Origin of the sequence: Rathayibacter sp. VKM Ac-2835, from assembly GCF_013266705.1 — a bacterium.
Taxonomy (GTDB): Bacteria; Actinomycetota; Actinomycetes; order Actinomycetales; family Microbacteriaceae; genus Rathayibacter.
Genome location: NZ_JABSNQ010000001.1, coordinates 557,022 through 577,694 on the forward strand (window position 1 = coordinate 557,022; position 20,673 = coordinate 577,694).

Genomic DNA, 20,673 nt, shown 5'->3' on the forward strand with positions numbered 1-20,673 from the left:
CACTCGTCGTCGTGAGTCCGTACTCCGAGGGAGCGGCGAGAGCCCTGGTCGCCGGAGCGGCGGCGCGGGGCGCCCTGGCCGCGGAGATCCTGCCTCGAACGGGACTGGTCGCTCGCGCCGCCTCGATCCCCCTTCCGTCCGCAGCGGCCGGCACGCCGTTCGGGCGGCGGATGCGCGCGCTGCGGGACGGCTACGCGTCCCGCCCCGCCCACCGGGTCGAGCGGGTGTCGCACCTGGCGGAGGTGGTGCTCCGGGCCGGTCTCCGGCTGCCCTGTCCCGGCCTCGCACTGCGGGCCTCCTACCTCTCCAAGATCCTCTTCGACCGGGCGGCGGCGTCCGTCGACCTCGCGGAGGCCCGGGTCGTGCTGGGCTTCCCCGGCGCCTGCCTCGCGCTCTTCCGCGCCCACCCCGGCGCCCGGCGGGTCTTCCATGCCGTCGACGCGCATCCGCGCGCACACAACCGCGAGCTCCTCCGGCACTTCTCCCGTCGTCGGAGCTGGGACGAGCGCTACCCCGCGCGCCTGGTGCGCCGGATCGAGAAGGAGCTGCGGCTCGCCGACGTCGTCCTCACGCCGTCGGCGATCGTCTCGGCGCAGATGGCGCGCTACGGCGTCGATCGCGCGAAGATCGTCGAGATCCCCTACGGCGTGAGCCTGGAAGGCTTCACCCCCGAGGGGCCGGCGGTCGAACGCCACCCCGAGCGGCCACGGCTCGTCTGCGCGGCCCACGTCTCCCGCCGGAAGGGCATCCCCCAGCTCCTCGACGCCGTCCGAGGACTGCCGGTGGACCTCGTCCTCGCCGGCGGCGTCTTCGATCGGCGGATCCTGCGCGGCGCCCCCTCGAACGTGATCGTCGCCGGACCGCTGTCCGCGGACGAGCTGGCGCGGGAGTTCCGGGCCGCCGACGCGTTCGTCCTCCCGACGCTGGAGGACGCCTGCTCGCTGGTCGTCGCCGAAGCCGCGGCCTCCGGGCTCCCGGTGATCACGACCGACGCCAACGGCGCCTCCGCTCTCCTCGGTGCGCTGCCCGGCACGGTCCTGCCCGCTGGAGACGTCGAGGCGCTCAGGGAGGCGCTCGGCCGGGTGCCGCTGCTCGATCGCACGACCCGGCGGGCGGTCGCGGAGGCGGCGCGCTCCGCAGCGACGTCGATCACGGACTGGAGCGCGTACGCGGAGCGCGTGCTCGACGTCGTCCTCGCCGAGGAGGGCGCCCCCTGTCGGCGGGACCGGGCGGGAGAAGCGACTCGACGGACACGGAGCTGAGAGATTCTCCTGCATACACGAGTCGGACTCATGTTCTCGTGTACGGTGTCGTTCCTGTCCTCCTGCGTGAGAGGCCGTCCCGAGAACGGCGGTCCGCCCCGCGCTCCCGCCCCTGACTGAAGAAGAGACCACCGCCATGCTCCGACGCCTCAACGGCACCGCACCCAGGGTCATCGCCGTGACCGTGACCTCCGGCAGGCGCAGCGTGATGCTCGCCCGCGTCGTCGAGGCGGCGCTGGAGGCGGGTGCCGAATCGGTGCACGTCGTCTTCAGCGGGAACGGCGGGCAGGAGCGCGTGCTGCGCGAGCTGCTCCCGGCGGACGTGGACGCGCGCGTGAGCTGCACCGTCCTGCCCAACGACCTCGGCACGGCCGGAGGCTTCCGGGCGGCGATCGAGTACTGCCGCACGCAGGAGCCGGACTACGCCTGGCTCCTCGAGGACGACACCGTCCCGCGGCCGGACGCCCTCGCCGTGCTGCTGGCCTCGCCCCTGGCGCTCGATCCGAGGGCCTGCCACGCGAGCCTGCGCGAGACCGACGTCTACCAGTCCCAGCTCGTCTCGGGTCGGCCCGCCGCCGAGGTGTTCCCGAGCCCTGGCCGCTTCCTCGACAACGACGTCCGCCGGCTGCTCGACCGACGCGCCGGCGGTCGCTGCGGAGGTCGGCCGCAGGAGCCGATCGTGATTCCGGTCGCGCCCTACGGCGGTCTGCTCGTCTCGCGGGCCGCGCTCACGGACGTGGAACCGCCGCGTCAGGAGTTCGTGCTCAAGGGCGACGACCGGGAGTGGACGCGACGGCTGACGCGGGCCGGCTTCACGATCACCCTTCACCCCCTGAGCCGGATCGACGATCTCGACTCGAGACGATCGGCGGCGGAGCGCGTCTCGGCGACGGACGCGCTCCTCCTCTCCTCCGACACGCGCGAGCTCTACCTCGCCGTCCGCAACCGGACGTACCTGGACCTGGAGCTGGCCCGCACGGCAGGACGCCGCGGCCGTCGTGCGTTCGCCCTCAATCGCGGTCTGTACTGCGCTGCGCTCGCGGCCCGGGGCCTCCGATGGGGGCGGGTCGCGACGACCGGCACCATCCTCCGCGGCGTCGTCGCGGGCAGCCGGGGGCGCTTCCTGTCCGCACGCTGAGGCGGCCGGCGGGCCGGCTGGGATCAACCCGTCAGGAGTCCGAGCTCGACGAGGTCGTCGAGCAGCCGGTCGAGGTCGGCCTGTGCGTCCGCGGCGACGAGAGCCTCGAGGTCGTGGGCGTCGCGGACGACAGCGGCCGCCTCGGCACGCGTGCAGCATCCCTGCTCCGAGAACAGCTCCCAGAGCAGCCGAGCGGCCCCCTGCAGAAGGTACGGCCGAGCCGGCCCCCGGGCTCCGAGCGGGAGGAGGTAGAGGCCGTCGGCCGTCGCCATGGTCGCCACTCCGGCGCGGGTCCGCGGACGCCGGGACGACGCGCTCACGGCGTGGCCGGTCGTCTCCGCCGACGCGCCGTCGACACCGCCGACGCTCGAGGCCGCAGGACCGCCGGGCGCCGGGGCGGGAGGAGCATCGGATCGACGAGGCTCGGCCGTCCGCTCTCGCGGGTCCGGGGCACCGCGCACCTCGGTGCGAGCGCGACGCACGGCGACGAGATCCCGGACGGCGACCGGGAGGGCGCCGGCCGCCGCCGCGAACCGCCGCCCGCGGAGCCCCAGCCGAGCGACGGCGGTCCGGGGCGCCAGCGGGTGATCGACGACGAGGTCCCGACGGGTGGGGAGGAGCGCCCGCCGGAGCAGGACGAGCCGCTCCGCGAGCGTCGGCGCCTCCGCGACCGCCAGCAGCCAGTCCGCCGTCCGGCTCGGTCGACGGGTGCGCAGCCGCCAGAGCGCGTACTGCTGACTCGGGCGGGCGGGCAGCGCGACGGACGCCCCGATCCGGGCGAGGAAGGGTGCGATCGGCTCGAGGCAGCCCAGCTCGGCGGCCAGTGCCGCCACCGCCCCCTCCCGGTGCTGGGCCGCGACCGCCGCGACGAGCTCGTCCAGCTCCTCCTCGCTGCGCCGCTGGTGCGGCGAGCGGAGGCTGTGCAGGGCCGAGACGAGGACCGCCGCGTCGACTCCGCTCGCTCGGACCGGCACTCCGGCGACCTCGATCTCGCAGCGGGTCCGCCAGAGCACCTCGAAGGCGTGCTGCGGGTCGGTGAAGAAGCCGGGCCAGCTCGTGTGCACATCGATGTCGCACGGCCAGGAGGGATGCAGGAGGGTCACCGAGTGGGTGACGAACGCGCGATGCGCGGCGGATCCCGGCCGGACCGACCAGCCGCGCTCGGCGAGCAGCGCGAGGAGCCGGTCCGCCTCGCGCGGGTCGACCAGCACGTCCGCGTCGCTGGAGGGATGGGGGCGGCGGATCCGATGCGCATCGGCGATCGGGCCCTTGATGAAGAGCGCACGGACCCGGGCTCTCCGGGCGACGTCGTCGACCAGCGCGTGGGCGAGCCCGACGGCGGCGTGCAGCGGGAGGTGAGCGGTGGGTCGCACGGTGCCTGCTGCCCCTCTCCGTCGCCGGCGCGGATCCGCACCGCAGAACACGGTAGGAGCGGACGGCCGGCGAAGAGCGCTCGGGCGCGGCATCGGCGTCCGCCTGCGCGGGACGTCGCCCGCGGAGCGGGACCCGCTCACGGCGAGCGGGCGCTCCGGCGCCGTCCAGGCGGCCGCCCGGGGTGCGGTAACGTCCCTGCTGGAAGCCCCTGTCCCCGTCCCTCCCACTCACAGCAGGAGCACTCGTGCGAATCCTCGTCACCGGCGGAGCCGGCTTCATCGGCAGCAACTTCGTCCACCTCACCCTCCGCGAGCGCCCCGACGCGCAGATCACCGTGCTGGACAAACTGACCTACGCGGGCAACCGCGCCTCTCTCGCGCCGGTCGCCGACCGGATCGCCTTCGTCGAGGGCGACATCGCCGACGCCGAGCTGGTCGACCGGCTGGTCGCGGACGCGGACCTGGTCGTGCACTTCGCCGCGGAGTCGCACAACGACAACTCGCTGAACGACCCGACGCCGTTCCTCGAGACCAACATCATCGGCACCTTCACGCTGCTGCAGGCCGTGCGGAAGCACGACGTCCGCTACCACCACATCTCGACCGACGAGGTGTACGGCGATCTCGAGCTGGACGATCCGGCGAAATTCACCGAGCAGACCCCGTACAACCCCTCGAGCCCCTACTCCTCGACCAAGGCCGGCAGCGACCTGCTCGTGCGCGCGTGGGTCCGCTCCTTCGGCGTCAAGGCCACGATCTCGAACTGCTCGAACAACTACGGCCCGTACCAGCACGTCGAGAAGTTCATCCCCCGGCAGATCACCAACGTCATCGACGGCATCCGCCCCAAGCTCTACGGCGCCGGCGAGAACGTCCGCGACTGGATCCACGTCGACGACCACAACAGCGGCGTCTGGGCGATCATCGAGCGCGGCACGATCGGCGAGACCTACCTGATCGGCGCGGACGGCGAGAAGAACAACCTCGAGGTCGTCACCCTGATCCTCGAGGAGTTCGGCCAGGGCGCCGACGCCTTCGACCACGTCACCGACCGGCCCGGCCACGACCTCCGCTACGCCATCGACTCGAAGCGCCTGCGGACCGAGCTCGGCTGGGAGCCGCGCTACACCGACTTCGAGTCCGGCCTCGCGGCGACCGTGCAGTGGTACCGCGAGAACGAGGAGTGGTGGCGGCCGCAGAAGGCGGCGACCGAGGCGAAGTACGCGGCGCAGGTCAGCACCACGCCATAGCGCCCTGCGCTGCAGAGAGAAGCGGCCGTCGTCTTTGGACGGCGGCCGCTTCAGCGTTCTCGGGAACGACACGATGTCGCTCCGATCCCGTCAGACGTCGCGCAAGCGCGACTCGGGAGCCGCGTTCGGGGGACCCGTCGGCGGGGCATTGTTCACTTCAGCCAGGGCGGCAAGTCGCGTCTCTACGGTGAGCGCATCCCATCACCCTCGGGTGGCCGCCCTCCCGATCCTCCGTCCCGCATCACGGAGGAGCCGCGGCTCCGCCCCTCGCCGAAGGCAGAGGCCCATGCTACGACGTGCCCGACGCAGTGCACCGCTCGCCCTAATCCTCGCCGCCACGCTCGCGGTGGGGCTGATGCCGCTCGGAGCCGCTCCTGCCTCCGCAGCGGTCTCCAGTGCGACCCCGGGAACCTACGAGAACGACTCCCCCGCCTTAACGCTGACAGGCACCTGGAACACGGTCGCCTCGACGATGGACAGCGGCGGGACCTATGCGCAGCTCTCGACGGCCGGGGCGGCCGAGATCACCTTCGCGGCGACCGGCATCGCCTGGATCGCGCGGAAGAACCAGTCCTCCGGATTCGCGGACGTCTACCTCGACGGCGCGAAGGTCACCACCGTCGATCTCTACTCGGCGACCACCCAGTACCGGCAGACCGTCTACAGCGTCGACGGCCTCGCGGACGGCGAGCACACCCTCAGCATCGTGCGCACCGGCACCAAGAACGACAGCGCCATCGGCCGGAACATCACGCTCGACTCCCTCATTGTCTCGGACATCACTCCGCCATCCGCGCCGACGAGCGTCACTGCGACGGCGGAGGGAACGGGCGCACGGGTCGGTTGGACAGCGGCCCCCGAGAGCGACGTCACGGGCTACCAGGTGTTCCGCGCGGCGAGTGGCAGCACCGAGTGGTCGCGATTGACCGACGACGGCGGGGTGAGTGGAACCGATCTGCTCGACGAGGGACTGGCGCCCGGGGGCGGCTATTCGTATCAGGTGGCTGCGGTCGACGCGGCCGGCAACGTATCGCCTCGTAGCGGTGTCGCTTCGGTAGTTCTGCCACTTAACGCCGTCGCGCCGGGGACGTACGAGAACGACTCCGCCGCCGTCACTCTCTCGGGCGGGTGGAGCGCCGTCGCGTCGTCGATGGACAGCGGCGGCTCCTACTCGCAGCTGGGTGCCGCCGGGTACGCCGAGATCTCCTTCACCGGCACCGGCGTCTCCTGGATCGCCCGGAAGAACCAGTCCTCCGGAACCGCGGACGTGCTCCTGGACGGGACGACGGTCGCCACCGTCGACCTCTACGCGGGGACGACCGCGTACCGGCAGGTGGTCTACCGGGTCGACGGGCTCGCGGACGGCGTGCACACGCTCCGAGTCGTGCGCACCGGCGCGAAGAACGACAGCGCCATCGGCCGGAACATCACCCTCGACTCCTTCGTGATCCCCGACATCACCGCGCCGGCGACTCCCGCCGACGTCTCCGCGGTCCCCGAATCGACAGGAGCGCGCGTCTCCTGGTCCGCGAGCGCCGACGCGGACACCGTCGGCTACCGCGTCTACCGAGCGGTCGACGCCGACGCTGCCTGGACGGAGATCACGCCCGCCGCCGGCACGACCGAGCTCGGCCTCCTCGACGAGTCGCTGCAGCCGGGCACCGGCTACCGCTACCAGGTCGTCGCCTTCGACGGCTCGGGGAACACCTCGGTGCGGAGCGCCTCCGCCGCGGTGACGACCGCGATCGCCGCCGTCCTCCCCGGCACCTGGGAGAACGACTCCGCCGCCGTCACCCGCTCCGGTCCCTGGACCGTGGTCTCCTCGTCGATGGACAGCGGCGGCTCCTACTCGCAGCTCGGCGCCGCGGGCTACGCGGAGCTCTCCTTCACCGGGACGGGCGTCTCCTGGGTCGCCAGGAAGAACGCCTCGTCCGGCATCGCCGAGGTGCTGCTCGACGGCGTCTCCGTGGCGACGGTCGACCTGTACTCGGCGTCCACGCAGTACCGGCAGACCGCGTACCGGGTCGACGGACTGACCGACACGACGCACACCCTCCGCGTGGTGCGCACGGGGACCAAGAGCGAGGCGGCGAGCGGACGCAACATCACCCTCGACGCGTTCGTCGTGCCCGACATCACGGCGCCGTCGCCGCCGACGGACCTCACCGCGACGCAGGAGGGCACCGGTGCGCGGATCAGCTGGACGGCGAGCCCGGAGCCGGACGTCGCGGGCTACGAGGTCTACCGCGCCACGGATTCGACCTTCGCGCGGATCAGCCCTGCGGACGGCGTCAGCGGAACCAGTCACGTCGACAGCGATCTGCAGCCGGGAGTGACCTACTCGTACCAGCTGACCGCGTTCGACGCGTCGGGGAACACCTCCGCGCGCACCGCGACCACGAGCACGACGATGGCGCTCCGTGCCGTCCCGCCCGGCCTGTACGAGAACGGATCCTCCGCGATCACCACGACCGGCACCTGGACCACCGTCTCCTCGACGATGGACAGCGGCGGCAGCTACGCCCAGCTGACCACCGCGGGCTACGCCGAGCTGTCCTTCGAGGGCACCGGCATCAGCTGGACGGCGCGGCGCAACTCGTCGTCGGGCATCGCGGAGGTGCTCCTCGACGGCCGCTCCGTCGACACCGTCGACCTCTACTCCGCCTCCACCCAGTACCGGCAGACCGTCTATCGGATCGACGGACTCGCCGACACCGCGCACACGCTGCGGATCGTCCGCACCGGCACCAAGAACGTCAGCGCGATCGGCCGCAACATCACCCTCGACTCCCTCGTCGTGGCCGATGTCACCGCGCCCTCGACCCCGACGGGCGTCGCCGCTGCCGTGGAGGGGACGGGCGCCCGGATCAGCTGGACCGCGAGCCCCGAGAAGGACGTGACGGGGTACCGGGTCTACCGCGCCCCCTCCGGCTCGTCGACCTGGACCCTGCTCACCCCGACCGCGGGCGTCGCGGGGACCGACCACCTCGACGACGGATTGCAGCCCGGCGCCGCTTACAGCTACCAGGTCGTCGCCGTCGACTGGGCGGGGAACGCGTCCGCGCGCAGCGCGAGCGCCTCGGTGACCATGCCGCAGAACGCGGTCCCCCCGGGCACCTACGAGAACGACTCCTCCGCCGTGACGCTGTCCGGCACCTGGGGCATCGCCACGTCACCCGTGGACAGCGCGGGCAGCTACTCGCAGCTGACGACCGCGGGGTACGCGGAGCTCTCCTTCACCGGCACCGGGGTCTCGTGGATCGCGCGGAAGAACTCGTCCTCGGGGATCGCCGAGGTCTTCCTGGACGGGAAGAAGGTCGCCTCCGTCGACCTCTACTCCTCGACCACGCTCTATCAGCAGACCGTCTACCGGGTGGCGGGCCTCCGCGACGCCGTGCATACGATCCGGGTGGTGCGCACGGGGACGAAGAGCGACGAGGCGATCGGCCGCAACATCACCCTCGACGCGTTCGTCGTCCCCGACGTCACGGCGCCGGCCGCGGCCACCGGCCTCGTCGTCGGCCCCGAGGGCACCGGCGCGCGGATCAGCTGGACCGCGAGCAGGGACTCCGACGTCGCCGGCTACCGCCTGCTGCGGACGCCGACGACGAGCACCACCTGGACGCCGGTGCAGAGCGCCCTGGTGACAGGGACCAGCTACTACGACGCGGGTCTCACTCCGAGCGGGCGCTTCAAGTACAAGGTGATCGCGGTGGACACCAGCGGGAACGAGTCGCCTGGCACACCGACCGCGTCGCTGACGGCGCCGGCGATGCCGGTGATCGAGAGCCCGGCGCTTGCCGACTGCCCGGCGGCGACGGTGACGGTGACGACCGGCGCCCAGCTGAAAGCGGCGCTGAGCGCGGCGAAGCCGGGCACGGTCATCCGACTAGCCGCGGGCGTCTACACGGACTCCTTCACCGTCTCGAAGTCGGGGACGGCGGCAGCGCCCGTCTGGATCTGCGGCGGCCGCGATGCGGTGCTCGACCCGGGCTCGACTTCCGAGGCGCGCGCGCTGCTCGTCTCGTCGGTCAGTCACGTCAAGCTGGTCGGCTTCACCGTCCGCAACTCGACCAAGGGCGTGATGGTGGTCGGCAGCGACCACGTCGTCGTCTCACATCTTAAAATCCAGAACATCGGCGACGAGGGCATCCACCTCCGCTCGACGACGACCGACAGCGTCGTCTCCGGGAACGTGATCGACCGGACGGGGCGGGTCCGACCGCTCTTCGGCGAGGGGATCTACGTCGGGACGGCCGAGGAGAACCGCTGCACCTACAGCGAGTGTCTCCCCGACGCGTCGAACCGCAACATGATCAGCGGGAACACGATCACCAATACGACCTCCGAGGCCATCGAGGCGAAGGCCGGCACCTTCGACGGCTGGATCGTGGACAACTCGGTCGACAGCTCCGGAATGGGCGCCGACCACCTCTCGCCGCTCGTGATCCTCGGCAACTCCTGGGTCGTGACCGGCAACACCGTGGTCACCGCGCACCGCGACGGGATCCAGGTCTACGCCTCGGAGAACGCCTTCGGCTGGGACAACGAAGTGTTCGGCAACACCTTCGGGACGACACCGAGCGGGTACTTTGCACGGATGACCGTCGACGTGCACGGCAACATCGTCGGCTGCGACAACGATCCGGGCGCGGTGGGGGTGTCGAACCTGGCCTGCCAGAACTGAGCGTCGCAGCGGTCGGCGGTGCACCGAGGAGGAGCGCGCCCGTCAGCCGGAGGGGTGCGCCTCGATGACCGATGCCTGAGAATGCCGGACCGAGATCGTCGAGCTCCCCGGCTTCGCCGAGTAGGCGATGAGCCCCTTCGGATCCTCGACGCTCGTCGCGGCGAAGTAGGTGACGTCGAGATGGTAGCGATCCGCGATGCGATAGGCGAGCTCGAAGCTCTCGCGGTCCTCGGCGCCGGACTCGGACTGCCAGCCGAGCTCGCCGATCGTGCAGTGCACGCCGAACCCGGAGCACCACTTCGCGAAGGACGTGATCCGCGTGAGGAGGCTCTTGCGCGTGCCGTCGTGCAGGTAGAAGTGCTGGGAGTAGACGATCGCGTTCTGCGGATCGTTGATCGGCGGGCCGTCAGGCGCATCCTCGGCGAAGCTCGACAGGAGGATGGAGTCGATCCAGATCGCGTGCGAGTCGCCCCGCTCCCGGAGGTCGTCGACGACCGCCTGCATGTACTCGAAGTAGCTGGACGCCCCGGTCAGGCTCCCGCGCGGCTCGTTGACCAGGTTGTAGGCGGCGACGCGCTCGTCATCCTTGAAGCGGTCCGAGATCGCCCGCCAGACCTTGAGCACGTCGTCGGTCGTCAGGTCGCCACCGCAGTAGATCGTGCCCCTCGGCCGCGGTCCGGTGCCCCAGGGAAAGGCGCAGCTGTTGTGCAGGTCCAGGACGAGACGGATCCCTGCCGTTCCCGCGCGCTCGACCTGCTCCTCGAGGAGATCCAGGTACGCGGGATCGACGGGGGCGTCCAGCGCCGCGCGGACGTCGTCACCCGGTTTCCAGGGCTGCAGTCGCTGCCACGGCACGGCGAGGCGGATGATCGAGACTCCCCGGCCGGCGAGGTAGTCGTACGTCGCCTGATTGTCGGGCTCGACTCGCGAGGTCGTGATCGTCCGCTGCTGCTGGAGCGTGTACAGATTCACACCGCGCAGGTAGGAGGCACCGTCGAGGTAGGTCGAGAGCCCGGTGTCCGCCGACTGCAGCGGCACCGGAGCGGTGGACGGAGCCGGGCCGTCCGAGGGGGTCGGCTCCGGCCGCGGTGTGCACGCGGCGAGGATCGCGAGCATTGTTCCGAGGGCGACGACCGTCAGCAGGTGCCGGAACCGGTTCGTTCTTCTGATGCCGGGCACACGCCCTCCCTTCTCGATGCGCTGCAGGTCGAGCGCGGTGATCGCGCTCGAGCGCGGTGATCGCACTCCATGCCGGAGGGCCGCGAACGGTCTCCACGTTACCGGCGGACGACCGGACGACTCGATCGCACAGCCGCAGAGAATGTCGAACAAGGGTCGGACGCCGCGTCGGGATGCAGCGGAGAAGAATGATCCGCCACGATAGCGGGACTTCTATCGAGAACGCCGATGACGCCACTCAACCTTTTCCCGAGAGGCCGTGACGACTATTTGTGTGCAACCTTATCGACTAGAATTCAGCTACTTCTCCCGACCGAAAAGGACCAGCGATGCCTCTTCTCTCCAGCCTTACGAAGCGCCTCCCGCCGCAGTGGCGGTGGCGGATCCTCTCCCGCGCCCTGGGCCGCTCGGCCGCTGCCCGTGCGCTCGGTGTCCAGGTCGGCGACGGCTGCCGGATCATCTCCTGCCAGGTCCGGTCGGAGTACGACCTGCTGAGCATCGGTGACCGCGTTACCGTCAGCAGCGAGGTCCTCTTCATCACCCACGACGGCGCCGGCTGGCTCGCCAACGATGAGCGGGGGCGGAGGTACCGCGTCTCCCCCATCACCATCGGCGACGACTCCTTCATCGGCGCCAGGTCCATCGTGATGCCGGGTGTCTCCATCGGGGCGGAGTGTATCGTCGCCGCAGGCGCTGTGGTCACGAAGTCGGTCCCCTCCGGCGCCATCGTCGGCGGGAACCCCGCCAGGATCATCGGCGAGACACACGCGTTCCGCGAGAAGGCCCTGCGGGAGTGGCCGACAACTCGTCAGGTGTCTCGGACGCCGCGCCCCGCCATGGATCGCCGATGATCTGACCTGCTCGGAACATCAGCGGCGCCAGGAATGCGAGGAGGGCGGGGTTGACGTCGATGGCACTGAAGCCCGAGAGACTGACCGAGAACGCGACTATCCCAGCCGCGACTCCAGCATCCCCGCGCTTCGAGACCCGGAGCACAATGACCACGATCGCCGCCAGCCCGAGGGCTGCGAGCGGCACACCGAGTGAGAGCAGAAGCTGGAAGACCGAGTTCTCGAGCGGGCCGTCGAAGATCGAGGAGAACTCCGCTGCGGAATTACTCGGACCCAGCCCTATCAACCAGTTGTCGTCGATCAAGCCGAGGGCCACTTCCGTGGACTGCTCTCGGTAATCCGTGGACTTCACCCCACCCGACGACTCATTTCGCTGGTCGAGCAAAGGAGAGTTCGTCACGACGCCGAGGAATCCGAGCGCGGAGATCATGAGGAAGAACGCTGTGATCCTCCGGGTGCGCTTGGAGGGAGAGGCGCCGAAGAGGAGAACGAGGCAGCCCAGCGCGAGACCGATGGCGATGGCGAGAACTCCGGTTCGCGAGACGGCGAGAATGACCGCTGCACCGGATCCGGCAAGGGCGGCGATGCGGAGCCACCGGTTCTTGTCCGAGCCGAAGAGAGCGATCATCGCACAGACGGTCGCAACAGTGGACGTCACGAGCGGATGGCCCAGGCTCGTGCGAGTGCGGAACACCGACCAGACCTTCTCGGTGACGTCGTAGGAGAAGAGCGACGACCACGGGTTGAAGCCCGCGACGAAGTCGAGCACGGCAAGCGCACCGACGAAGACGCCGATCCAGAGATATGCCTTCTGCGTCGAAGCCCAGGTCTCGTCGCGACGTGTTCGTCCGTAGAGGTAGGGCAGAATCACGCAGACAAGAGCCACGAGCACCCACGCAACCGACAGGAACGGGTCCAGGCCGAGCCCCACCGAGACGGCGAGGGCCCCGAGGACCGGGATCCACAGCAGCGTGCCGACGCGCACTGGTCGAGCAAGAGCATCTCGCTTGCCGAGCGCGGTCCTGATCATCCAGACAGCGAGAATGATCACCGCGGGCGAGAAGTAGCGGCCGACGAGCCTGGGTAGATCCATGTAGCCGACGGGCAGGACGACGAGCACCGCGAGAGCGAGGGCGGGCATGAGTCGACGCGGCATGAACATCAGGACGATCGCGCCGACGATGCCGACGAATCCGAGTGCGACGAGGGTCATGCCAGCACGTCGTTCGACTCGACGCCGAGGCTGCTGGTGAATGGTCGCACCCTGCGCGAGCTCGCCAGCGCGAGGTCGGTGAGGCTCACTTCGTCGGCCTCCCGAACCAGCGCCAGGTCGCGTTCGGCGAGGAGCCGTGCGATCTGCGCCTGGTGGTCGTCGATGTGCTCACCGTTCCGGGACCGCCGGATGACCAGAACCGGGTAGATGCCAAGCTCGAGTAATCGCAGGACGCTGCCGACACCCGCATGACTGACGACCACGTCGGCGTCTCTCGCCGACCGGTCGAAGCGTGCACTCGAGAAGAAATCGACCACCTCGCCCGAGAGACCCTGTACGGGCGGCGTGACACCGAGCTGCCAGATCGAGCGTTCACCGACGAGAGAAGACAGCGCCGCGACCGGCCGCGGGAACGGATACTTCTTGATCGTGCCGAGGGTCACGAAGACGCTCGGGTCCGCGACTCTCTCGCGCGCGGTGTACGACTCGAAGGAGTCGAGAACCGAACCGCGGTACGCCCACCTCGCGTCGGACCAGTGCTCGTGCTGCGTCCATACGGTGCGTGCCAGGCGAGTCCGAGAGACCAGGCGGCCGGTCATCGACGGACCGTCGACGCGCGAGACGCTCTCGATGTAGTGGGTGGGAATCCGAAGGGAGCGCGCAGCGAGGAACGCCGGCGCTGCGATCGCCGCACCGGTGCTCACCACGCCGTCGAAACCACCGCCCGCGAGGATCCGGCGGAAACGCGGAAGGGCGCCGAGCACCCCCCGGAAGTCGCGCTGGAGGATCTCCGGGATGTAGTGGTGCGGCTCTCCCGCGAGCAGCCCGTCGGCCTGAGGTGAGTCGAAGGTCACCCACTCAGAGGCGCTGTCGATCGACGAACCCCGGGAGAGTCGCCACAGCTGTTCGAGGTGACCGCCTGTCGATGCCGCGAGGAGGAGGCGCGGGGGTCGATCCATCTGGAACGCGTCGGCGAGATCGATCATGCTCGGGCCTCCAGGAGAGTGCGGACAGCGGTTCGGACGACGGCGAGCTGATCGACCGCACCCTGCAAAGCGCTCTGCTGCGAGGCGTCGGTGTCGACGCTGCGCAGAGCGTCTGCGATGGCGTCCGTCGAGCGGCCCTTGGCATCGAAGACGACGATCGGGATGCCCGCCGCGGCGAAGTGGCGCTCGATCTTGTCCGTCGGCGTATCCGCCATCGAGGCGACGGCAGCCCCTTCAGCGACAGCGACGATCAGCGCGTGCAGGCGATCGCTGACGACAAGAGCCGACTCCGCGAACGCGCGGCGGACCGCCGCCTCCTGCACCTTGTGCGAGCGGGAGCCCCACGCGACGTAGTCGGCGTCCCATTCTCCGGCGAGCTCCGCCATCAGCGGTTCGTCACGCTCCACCTGGGTAACCACGGTCAGTCGGAGCCCGCGCTCCTCGGCGATGCGGGCGATCGCCTGCCGCCACTGCCGGGAGGGCGGCACCCGGTCGCCGCGCATCGTCACCGTCAAGCGCGTGCGCTCGGTCGACGCGGCGTGCTCGGATCCCACCTGGCCGAAGCCGAGGTCCGGCATGACGCCGCCGTGGCCCAGCCGGTCGGCCGTGCGGACGTCACGCCACATCGTGTAGTGGCTGAGTGCGAGGGTTGAGCGGAACACTGCCGTCGGCCAGCGGTCGAAATTGCGGGACCCCGCTCCGACCCTGATGACCAGGCCCCCACGCAGGCGAGTGGCGACGACCAGCGGGAGCAGACCGATGTGCTCCTTCAGACCGCGCCAGGTGAGCTGAATCTCACCCGGCTTGTAGATGTAGGCGACGCACTCGCCGCGGCGGAGGCAGGAGCCGAGCTCGCGTGCCCAGCCGCCGACGCTCCGGTAGGTGATCACGTCGGCGGGGAGGTCGAGCGCCTCGTCGTAGGAGGCGGGCGAGGCACCGACGTACGCGTGCATCTCCCCCATACCGCTCAGCCACTCGACGAGCTCACGCCGCAGGACGATGTCGCCGATGTTCTCGTACTGCCCGACCACGGGAACGAAGATCTTCATACTCACCTCTTCTACTTGCTCAGGATCGTGTCGACGATGAGGGGGGCGTTGAGCTCCTCCACGGAAGCGCGGGCGACCGCTGCGGACGCTGCGCTGGCGCGCTCCACCGCCGTGGCGAGTTCCGCAGGATCGTCGCGAGAGGCGCGTGCGCCGTTCACTCCCTCGACGATGAGCGCGTTCGGATCGCCACCGGGAGTGGTCGCCACCGGGAGACCGGTGGCCAGCGCTTCGACGATCGAGCGTGAGAAGCCCTCGAACCGAGAGCTCATCAGCAGCAGGTCGTGCTCACGCATCAGCGCGCCGACCTCGCCCTTGGGCACGGCGCCCCGGAAGTCGACGCGGTGCGCGATCCCGGCGGCGGCGGCGGCGTCGCGCATGCGGCCCTCGAGCGTGCCGCTGCCCGCCACCGTCAGGCGGAAGCGCTCGTCGAGCAGAGCGAAGGCTGCGATCGCGAGTTCGGGATTCTTCGCCGGCTCAATCCGGCAGGCCCAGAGCACGTTCACCTTCTCGCTGCTCTCGCTCGCGCTCGGGTAGAACTCGGTCGGGTCGAACCAGGTCGGCGAGAAGTGCACGGAGGCGGACTGCCGGCGCAGCCGCTCCGCACCACCGCTGCTGAAGATGACGACGGCGCGCGACTGCCTCACGACCCGCCGCTCGAGGAAGCGGTAGAGCCCGCGCGCCCGCCGGAAGAACGAGACGCTGCCCTGCTTGAGATTCGCGTCGCCGCTGCTGTGCATGAACTGCACGTGCGGGGTTCCACGGAAGTGCCGGAGCGCGACGGCACCGACGTTGACACGGTGGGTCTGCACCGTGTCGACCTCGGCGGTCGGCAGGAACTTCTTCAGCCCGCGGGCCAGGCGGACCGAGTGCGGGATACGCCGAGTCAAGTCCGCGTGGTCGAGGCGTACAACCGGCATGAAGTCGAAGCGGCGACCGCCGATCTCGTACTGCTTCCACTCGCCGAGCACCTTGTCGCCGATCGCGTCGACACCCGCGATGCGGATGATCTCGGTGTCGGGAGCGAACTTGACGAGGCCGCGGATGCAGGTGTCGATACCGCCGGGCTTGGGGCGCACCGGGTCGAACTGCTCGACGATCAGGCGAGTGCTCATCTGGGGGTTCCTTCTCTGGGGTGTCATTTCTTCAACCAGCGCACGAGGTCGACGGGGGAGATCGACGAGCGACGGGTCAGGAGCACGTAGGCGCCGACGAAGACGAGGCTCTGGAGGGCCACGACGCCGAGGACGGCGAGGGTCGGCGGGTCGAGCACGAACAGCAGCACCCAGCCCGGCGCTCCGATCACGACCGCCAGCGACGAGGAGACGACCGCACCGCGTCCGACGCCGCGGCTGACGGCCGGCTCGACGCGGAAGCCGAGGCGCAGCCGCAGCCAGCGCAGCTTGATCGGCAGGTCGATCCAGTAAGACAGGGCGAAGCCGGTGGCGAGGCCCAGGATCACTCCCTGCGGAGGCAGGACCAGGAGCCCCACCAGACCGGTCCCGGCCCAGATCGTGTTGATGACGAAGGCGCTGTAGAGCGGGCGGATCCCGTCGTGCTTCGCGTAGAAGGGGCGGATGAGCAGGACGTGCCAGGCGAACGGCAGCAGGCTGGAGGCGAAGACCGCCAGGACCACGCCGATGATCCGCGCGGAATCGGTCGACGTCTCGCCGCGGGCGAACATCAGCTCGCTCAAACCGGGGCCGACGGCGACGAGCAGACCGGCGACCGGCAGGATGAACGAGGCCAGCCGCAGCAGCGCCTCGCTCAGCTCGCTGAAGGCCTCCTCGTCGTTCGACGCGGCGAAGTGCCGGGACAGTCGCTGGAGCAGAACCGAGGCGAGGCTCGACACCGCCACGCCCTGCACCACCGAGACGATCGCCTGCGCGTAGAAGAGCGCCGAGTAGCCGAAGCCGACCGCACCGGCGTCGGCCGCTGTCGCGCCGGCCTGAGCCGCCCAGGCCGCCGTGAGCAGATTCGAGATCTGGTAGCAGACCGCCGAGGCGACGGCGAGCAGACCGGTGCGAGCGGCGAGGCGGAGTCCGAGTCCGCGCAGCCCGCTCGTCCCCCAGCTCGGCCGGAAGCCGGCGCGGCCGAGGAGGACGCAGAGCACGACGCTCTGCAGGACGGTCCCGCCGAGTGTCGCCGCGCCCAGCACGGTGATGGCGACGAGCGAGACCGAGCCGGGAGAATCGGCGCTCACGTCACCGGCGGCGATCACGACGATCGCCCCGGCGATCACCCCCACGCTCGAGACCGCCGGCAGCCAGCTGACCGAGGTGAAGCGGCCTCGGGCGTTCATCAGCTGCGACGCGACCGTGAAGACCGACGCAGCAGCGACCTGCGGCGTGCACCAGAGGAAGAAGGCGAGGGTGAGCTCGCGCTGCGAGAATCCCCAGCTGCCGCCGCCGAGGACAGAGATCAGCGGGCCGGAGAACGCCAGCAGCAGTCCGCTGACGACCACGCCGAACGCCGCCGAGCAGACCAGCAGCACCGTGCCGTAGCGGTCCGCGTCGTGCTCCGACCGCACCCGCAGCGTGGCGAGCTGCGGCAGGAACACCGCGGCGATCACTCCCCCGCCCAGCAGCAGAAAGATCTGGTTCGGCACCTGGTTGGCCAGGTTGTAGGAGTCCGAGACCAGGCCCGTCCCGAGCGCCGCGGCCAGAGCGATGTTGCGGAGGAACCCGAGCACGCGTGCGACGAGCGTGCCGGTCGACGCGCTCAGGACGGTGCGTCCGGCACCTCGCTCGCTCACTTCTGCATCACCACGGCCTCCAGGCGGCTGCGGAGAGCCGCGCCGCTCGACGCGCGAGTGAACGAGCTCAGCCACGACTCGTGTCCGGCGACGGTCATGCCGGCGGCCTCGATCACGCCGGCGGCGAAGTCGGCGGCCGACTCGCCGGCGACGAGGACTCCGGTCAGCCGCGGGACGATGGCGTCGGCCACGCCGAGCGCCTGCGAGGAGGCGACGCTCGGCACACCCACGCGGGCCGCCTCGACGAGCACGTTGCCGAAGCCCTCGGACAGCGACGGGAGGAGGACGACGGCGTTCGCGGGCAAATCGGCGGACCAGGAGGAGACCCAGCCATGGAAGACGGCGGGGACCCCGCGCTTCGCGGCGAGCGCGCGGACCTGCTCCGTCAGCGGCCCGACGCCGTAGAAGTGCGCGACCACCTCGCGGCCGTGCAGCTCGCGGCAGGCCACCGCGGTCTCGACGACCAGCTGCGGGCGCTTCTGCGCGACCAGCCGCGCCGGTGCGACCAGCGCGAGGGGACCGTCGTCGTGCCGCGGCGCGACGGCCGCGGCCGACTCCGTCTTCAGCGACGGATTGAGCACGACGGAGACGGAGGCGGGCGGCAGGCCGTAGAGCGCGATCGCCTCGGCGGCGACCGGATGCGAGATAGCGACGAACTCGTCGGCCCACCGGTACGCCAGACGCGCCAGCAGCTGCTTCGCCGCGTAGGCGGGGCCGAAGGTGCGACGGAGGTGGACGGCCATGTTGCGGCCGCTGATCAGCACGCGCGGGCGGCCGGGCAGCAGTCGCGTCGCGAAGAGCGCGAGAAGGTTCCAGTACGGCATCAGCGCGAGCACGGCGTCCGGCTTCTCGGTGCGGAGCAGCCGGCGCAGCTGCAGCAGCTTCCGCGCGGTCCCGCGACCGTCGAGAGCGACCAGCCGCAGCTCGGCCGGGATGTCGTCGTCGCCGGTGAGCTTCGTCGCGGCGACCACAACCGTGTCCCCGCTCGCGGCGAGGTGCAGCGCCCACTGCCGGGCGACGAACTCGGCCCCGCCGCCGGAGAACCGGGGGACGAGGAGGACGACCTTCATCGCTTCGCGCTCTCGACGCGGGCGAAGGCCGCCGGCATCAGCGAGGTGGAGTCGCGGGTCGCGACCACCCGTGCGGGGGCGCCGGCGACCGTGACGCCGGCCGCGACGTCGCGGTTGACCACCGCGTTCGCGCCGACCACCGCGCCGTTGCCGATCGTGATAGCCCCGTAGATCACCGCGCCCGGGCCGATGTAGACGAAGTCGCCGATAGTCGGCACGCCGCCCTGCGCGATGCCGATCGTGACAGTGGGGTGGATTCGGCAGAACGCCCCGACTCGCGCCCGCGAGTTCACGACGAGCGTGCCGTAGTGCGCGATCGAGAGGCCCGGGCCGAAGACGCCGGGGCCGATCGAGATCCCGGTGCGCAGCCCGGCGCGCTGCAGGCGGAACCGTGCGATGAAGCGGGCGACGCGAGCGGCGGCGCCCTTCTGCGCGCGAAGGAACTCGACCTGGCGGAGCAGCCGCTGGTAGTGCACGACCGGGTGGCGCCACCGCGAGTCGAACCGCCAGGCGGCCACCCCGTGCGCCATCTGGTCGGCCAGCACGAACGCCCGGAGATCCGCGCGAGTGCGGATCGTCCGGGGCAGCGTGCGCAGCTCGTCTTCGGTGAGCGTCACGCGCGCCCTCCGAAGGTCTCGCACGCCCAGTCGAGGTGGCGCGCGAGTCCCTCCTTCAGGTCGACCTTCGGGGCCCAGCCGAGCTCGGTCGCGATGCGGTCGGTCCCGCCGCCCGTGCGCACGACGTCTCCGAGCGCCTTGTCGGTGTACGACACGTTCAGCGGCGCCCCGTGCAGCTCGCCGAGGAAGTGCAGCACCTCGTTCACCGAGGCGCTCGTCCCGCCCGCGACGTTGTAGACCGAGCCGGGAGCTGTCGGGGTCGTCGCCGCCAGGACGTTGGCCTCGACGATGTCCTCGACGAAGGTGAAATCGCGGATCTGCTCGCCGGTCCCGTAGATCTCGATCGGGTCGCCGAGCACGGCGGAGCGGACGAAGCGGGTGAACGCCATATCGGGACGCTGGCGCGGTCCGTACACGGTGAAGTAGCGCAACGACGTGGTCGGCAGACCGAAATTGGTTCCGTAGAGGCTGGTGAGGTGCTCGGCGGCGAGCTTGGTAACCCCGTAGGGGCTGACCGGCGAGGGGGGCGTCGCCTCCGAGGTAGGGAAGCATTCCGCGTCGCCGTAGATCGACGAGGAGGAGGCGTAGACGAAGCGCTGCAGGCGATCGTGGTCGCGGAGCGCTTCGAGAAGCCGCTGCGTCGCGCCGATGTTCCGGGACAGATAGGGAGCGAAGCCCTCCTTCCAGGAGCCGCGCACGCCCGGCTGGCCTGCCTGATGGAAGACGACGTCGACGCCGTCGAGCAACGGACCGAGCTCGACCGTCGTCAGATCTGCCTCCACGAGCGTCAGTCCGGCCGCGACGTTCTTCGCGGCATTGGCTCGCTTCAATGAGACGTCGTAATAGTCGGTGAACGCGTCCACACCGACGACATCCCAGCCGTCGGCCAGGAGGCGGCGGCTGATCGTCGAGCCGATGAAGCCGGCCGCACCAGTGACGAGCGCTTTCATGGATCCCTTCGCGATAAGACCTTAGAAAGGCCAGATCGATACTCGGATAGATGTATGAGAAGCGGTCGGCATTGCCCGCGGAGTTTCGAACTCTACCTTCCAGAGATGGCCCTCACGGCGCTCTGAAGCGATATTCTCTCAGTTCGTGTCCCCCGTTCGGAGGCGCTCAAATGGAGGGATCGTCGCCCGGCCGAACGGAGCCGTCTGCATTCCTTCGGCACCCCCCGACAGGTGGTCAAGCCGCGTGATCCTGCTAAGTTCGGGGTCGAGCGCCGCCGCCGCTCTCTCCGCCCGCC

General features: G+C 70.4%; 15 protein-coding genes. 5 read left to right on the forward strand and 10 right to left on the reverse strand.

All coding sequences use genetic code 11. The features are described from left to right. The first annotated feature begins 11 nt into the window (after positions 1 to 11). Both HRK28_RS20700 and HRK28_RS02600 read left to right on the forward strand, forming a co-directional pair. Positions 12 to 1,262, forward strand: a complete 1,251-nt coding sequence (locus HRK28_RS20700) for a glycosyltransferase family 4 protein (protein ID WP_173250328.1) — start codon at positions 12 to 14, stop codon at positions 1,260 to 1,262. A 136-nt stretch (positions 1,263 to 1,398) separates the two neighbouring features. Then, positions 1,399 to 2,400 (forward strand): glycosyltransferase, encoded by a 1,002-nt coding sequence (locus HRK28_RS02600; RefSeq protein ID WP_173250329.1) that lies wholly within the window; start codon positions 1,399 to 1,401, stop codon positions 2,398 to 2,400. A 23-nt stretch (positions 2,401 to 2,423) separates the two neighbouring features. On the opposite strand, the gene HRK28_RS02605 is transcribed toward HRK28_RS02600, so the two are convergent. Further along, positions 2,424 to 3,773 (reverse strand): nucleotidyltransferase family protein, encoded by a 1,350-nt coding sequence (locus tag HRK28_RS02605; RefSeq protein WP_173250330.1) that lies wholly within the window; start codon positions 3,771 to 3,773, stop codon positions 2,424 to 2,426. A gap of 245 nt (positions 3,774 to 4,018) precedes the next feature. Here HRK28_RS02605 and rfbB point away from each other — a divergent pair, with 245 nt between their 5' ends. Together rfbB and HRK28_RS02615 are read left to right on the forward strand one after the other, a co-directional pair. Further along, positions 4,019 to 5,023 carry a dTDP-glucose 4,6-dehydratase gene (gene rfbB, locus HRK28_RS02610; protein ID WP_173250331.1) on the forward strand — a complete coding sequence of 335 codons (1,005 nt, stop codon included), beginning with the start codon at positions 4,019 to 4,021 and terminating at the stop codon, positions 5,021 to 5,023. 355 nt (positions 5,024 to 5,378) lie between these two features. After that, on the forward strand, positions 5,379 to 9,710 hold the full coding sequence (locus tag HRK28_RS02615) for a fibronectin type III domain-containing protein (RefSeq protein ID WP_217274380.1): 4,332 nt from the start codon (positions 5,379 to 5,381) through the stop codon (positions 9,708 to 9,710). A gap of 42 nt (positions 9,711 to 9,752) precedes the next feature. Here HRK28_RS02615 and HRK28_RS02620 read toward each other — a convergent pair whose 3' ends face one another. Beyond that, on the reverse strand, positions 9,753 to 10,889 hold the full coding sequence (locus HRK28_RS02620; protein ID WP_173250333.1) for a cellulase family glycosylhydrolase: 1,137 nt from the start codon (positions 10,887 to 10,889) through the stop codon (positions 9,753 to 9,755). A gap of 329 nt (positions 10,890 to 11,218) precedes the next feature. Here HRK28_RS02620 and HRK28_RS02625 point away from each other — a divergent pair, with 329 nt between their 5' ends. Then, positions 11,219 to 11,740, forward strand: coding sequence for an acyltransferase (locus HRK28_RS02625; protein ID WP_173250334.1), 522 nt, complete (start codon positions 11,219 to 11,221; stop codon positions 11,738 to 11,740). On the opposite strand, the gene HRK28_RS02630 is transcribed toward HRK28_RS02625, so the two are convergent. Genes HRK28_RS02630 through HRK28_RS02665 form a run of 8 tightly spaced genes read right to left on the reverse strand, consistent with a single transcriptional unit; the run spans position 11,640 to position 20,377 of the window. Next, on the reverse strand, positions 11,640 to 12,953 hold the full coding sequence (locus HRK28_RS02630; protein WP_173250335.1) for an O-antigen ligase: 1,314 nt from the start codon (positions 12,951 to 12,953) through the stop codon (positions 11,640 to 11,642). The two genes, HRK28_RS02625 and HRK28_RS02630, sit on opposite strands and share 101 nt — an antisense overlap. Then, positions 12,950 to 13,939, reverse strand: coding sequence for a glycosyltransferase (locus HRK28_RS02635; protein ID WP_173250336.1), 990 nt, complete (start codon positions 13,937 to 13,939; stop codon positions 12,950 to 12,952). The genes HRK28_RS02630 and HRK28_RS02635 overlap by 4 nt, the downstream gene beginning before the upstream one ends. Beyond that, positions 13,936 to 14,988 (reverse strand): polysaccharide pyruvyl transferase family protein, encoded by a 1,053-nt coding sequence (locus HRK28_RS02640; protein WP_173250337.1) that lies wholly within the window; start codon positions 14,986 to 14,988, stop codon positions 13,936 to 13,938. Before HRK28_RS02640 ends, HRK28_RS02635 begins: the two co-directional genes overlap by 4 nt. An 11-nt stretch (positions 14,989 to 14,999) precedes the next feature. Beyond that, positions 15,000 to 16,100, reverse strand: a complete 1,101-nt coding sequence (locus tag HRK28_RS02645; RefSeq protein ID WP_173250338.1) for a glycosyltransferase family 4 protein — start codon at positions 16,098 to 16,100, stop codon at positions 15,000 to 15,002. Positions 16,101 to 16,123: 23 nt separating this feature from the next. Then, positions 16,124 to 17,740 (reverse strand): lipid II flippase MurJ, encoded by a 1,617-nt coding sequence (gene murJ, locus HRK28_RS02650; RefSeq protein WP_173250339.1) that lies wholly within the window; start codon positions 17,738 to 17,740, stop codon positions 16,124 to 16,126. Then, a complete protein-coding gene (locus HRK28_RS02655; protein ID WP_173250340.1) occupies positions 17,737 to 18,810 on the reverse strand; it encodes a glycosyltransferase in 1,074 nt (357 codons plus the stop codon). Before HRK28_RS02655 ends, murJ begins: the two co-directional genes overlap by 4 nt. Further along, positions 18,807 to 19,427: a serine acetyltransferase gene (locus HRK28_RS02660; protein WP_173250341.1), complete on the reverse strand. Its 621-nt coding sequence runs from the start codon at positions 19,425 to 19,427 to the stop codon at positions 18,807 to 18,809. The genes HRK28_RS02655 and HRK28_RS02660 overlap by 4 nt, the downstream gene beginning before the upstream one ends. Beyond that, a complete protein-coding gene (locus tag HRK28_RS02665) occupies positions 19,424 to 20,377 on the reverse strand; it encodes an NAD-dependent epimerase/dehydratase family protein (protein WP_173250342.1) in 954 nt (317 codons plus the stop codon). Before HRK28_RS02665 ends, HRK28_RS02660 begins: the two co-directional genes overlap by 4 nt. Positions 20,378 to 20,673: the final 296 nt, after the last annotated feature.

Coding starts and splice junctions, on each gene's coding strand:
- HRK28_RS02600 (WP_173250329.1), top strand. CDS start 1,399: ATGCTCCGACGCCTCAACGGCACCGCACCCAGGGTCATCGCCGTGACC.
- HRK28_RS02655 (WP_173250340.1), bottom strand. CDS start 18,810: ATGAAGGTCGTCCTCCTCGTCCCCCGGTTCTCCGGCGGCGGGGCCGAG.
- HRK28_RS02645 (WP_173250338.1), bottom strand. CDS start 16,100: ATGAGCACTCGCCTGATCGTCGAGCAGTTCGACCCGGTGCGCCCCAAG.
- HRK28_RS02635 (WP_173250336.1), bottom strand. CDS start 13,939: ATGATCGATCTCGCCGACGCGTTCCAGATGGATCGACCCCCGCGCCTC.
- HRK28_RS02630 (WP_173250335.1), bottom strand. CDS start 12,953: ATGACCCTCGTCGCACTCGGATTCGTCGGCATCGTCGGCGCGATCGTC.
- HRK28_RS02615 (WP_217274380.1), top strand. CDS start 5,379: ATGCCGCTCGGAGCCGCTCCTGCCTCCGCAGCGGTCTCCAGTGCGACC.
- HRK28_RS02625 (WP_173250334.1), top strand. CDS start 11,219: ATGCCTCTTCTCTCCAGCCTTACGAAGCGCCTCCCGCCGCAGTGGCGG.
- HRK28_RS02665 (WP_173250342.1), bottom strand. CDS start 20,377: ATGAAAGCGCTCGTCACTGGTGCGGCCGGCTTCATCGGCTCGACGATC.
- HRK28_RS02640 (WP_173250337.1), bottom strand. CDS start 14,988: ATGAAGATCTTCGTTCCCGTGGTCGGGCAGTACGAGAACATCGGCGAC.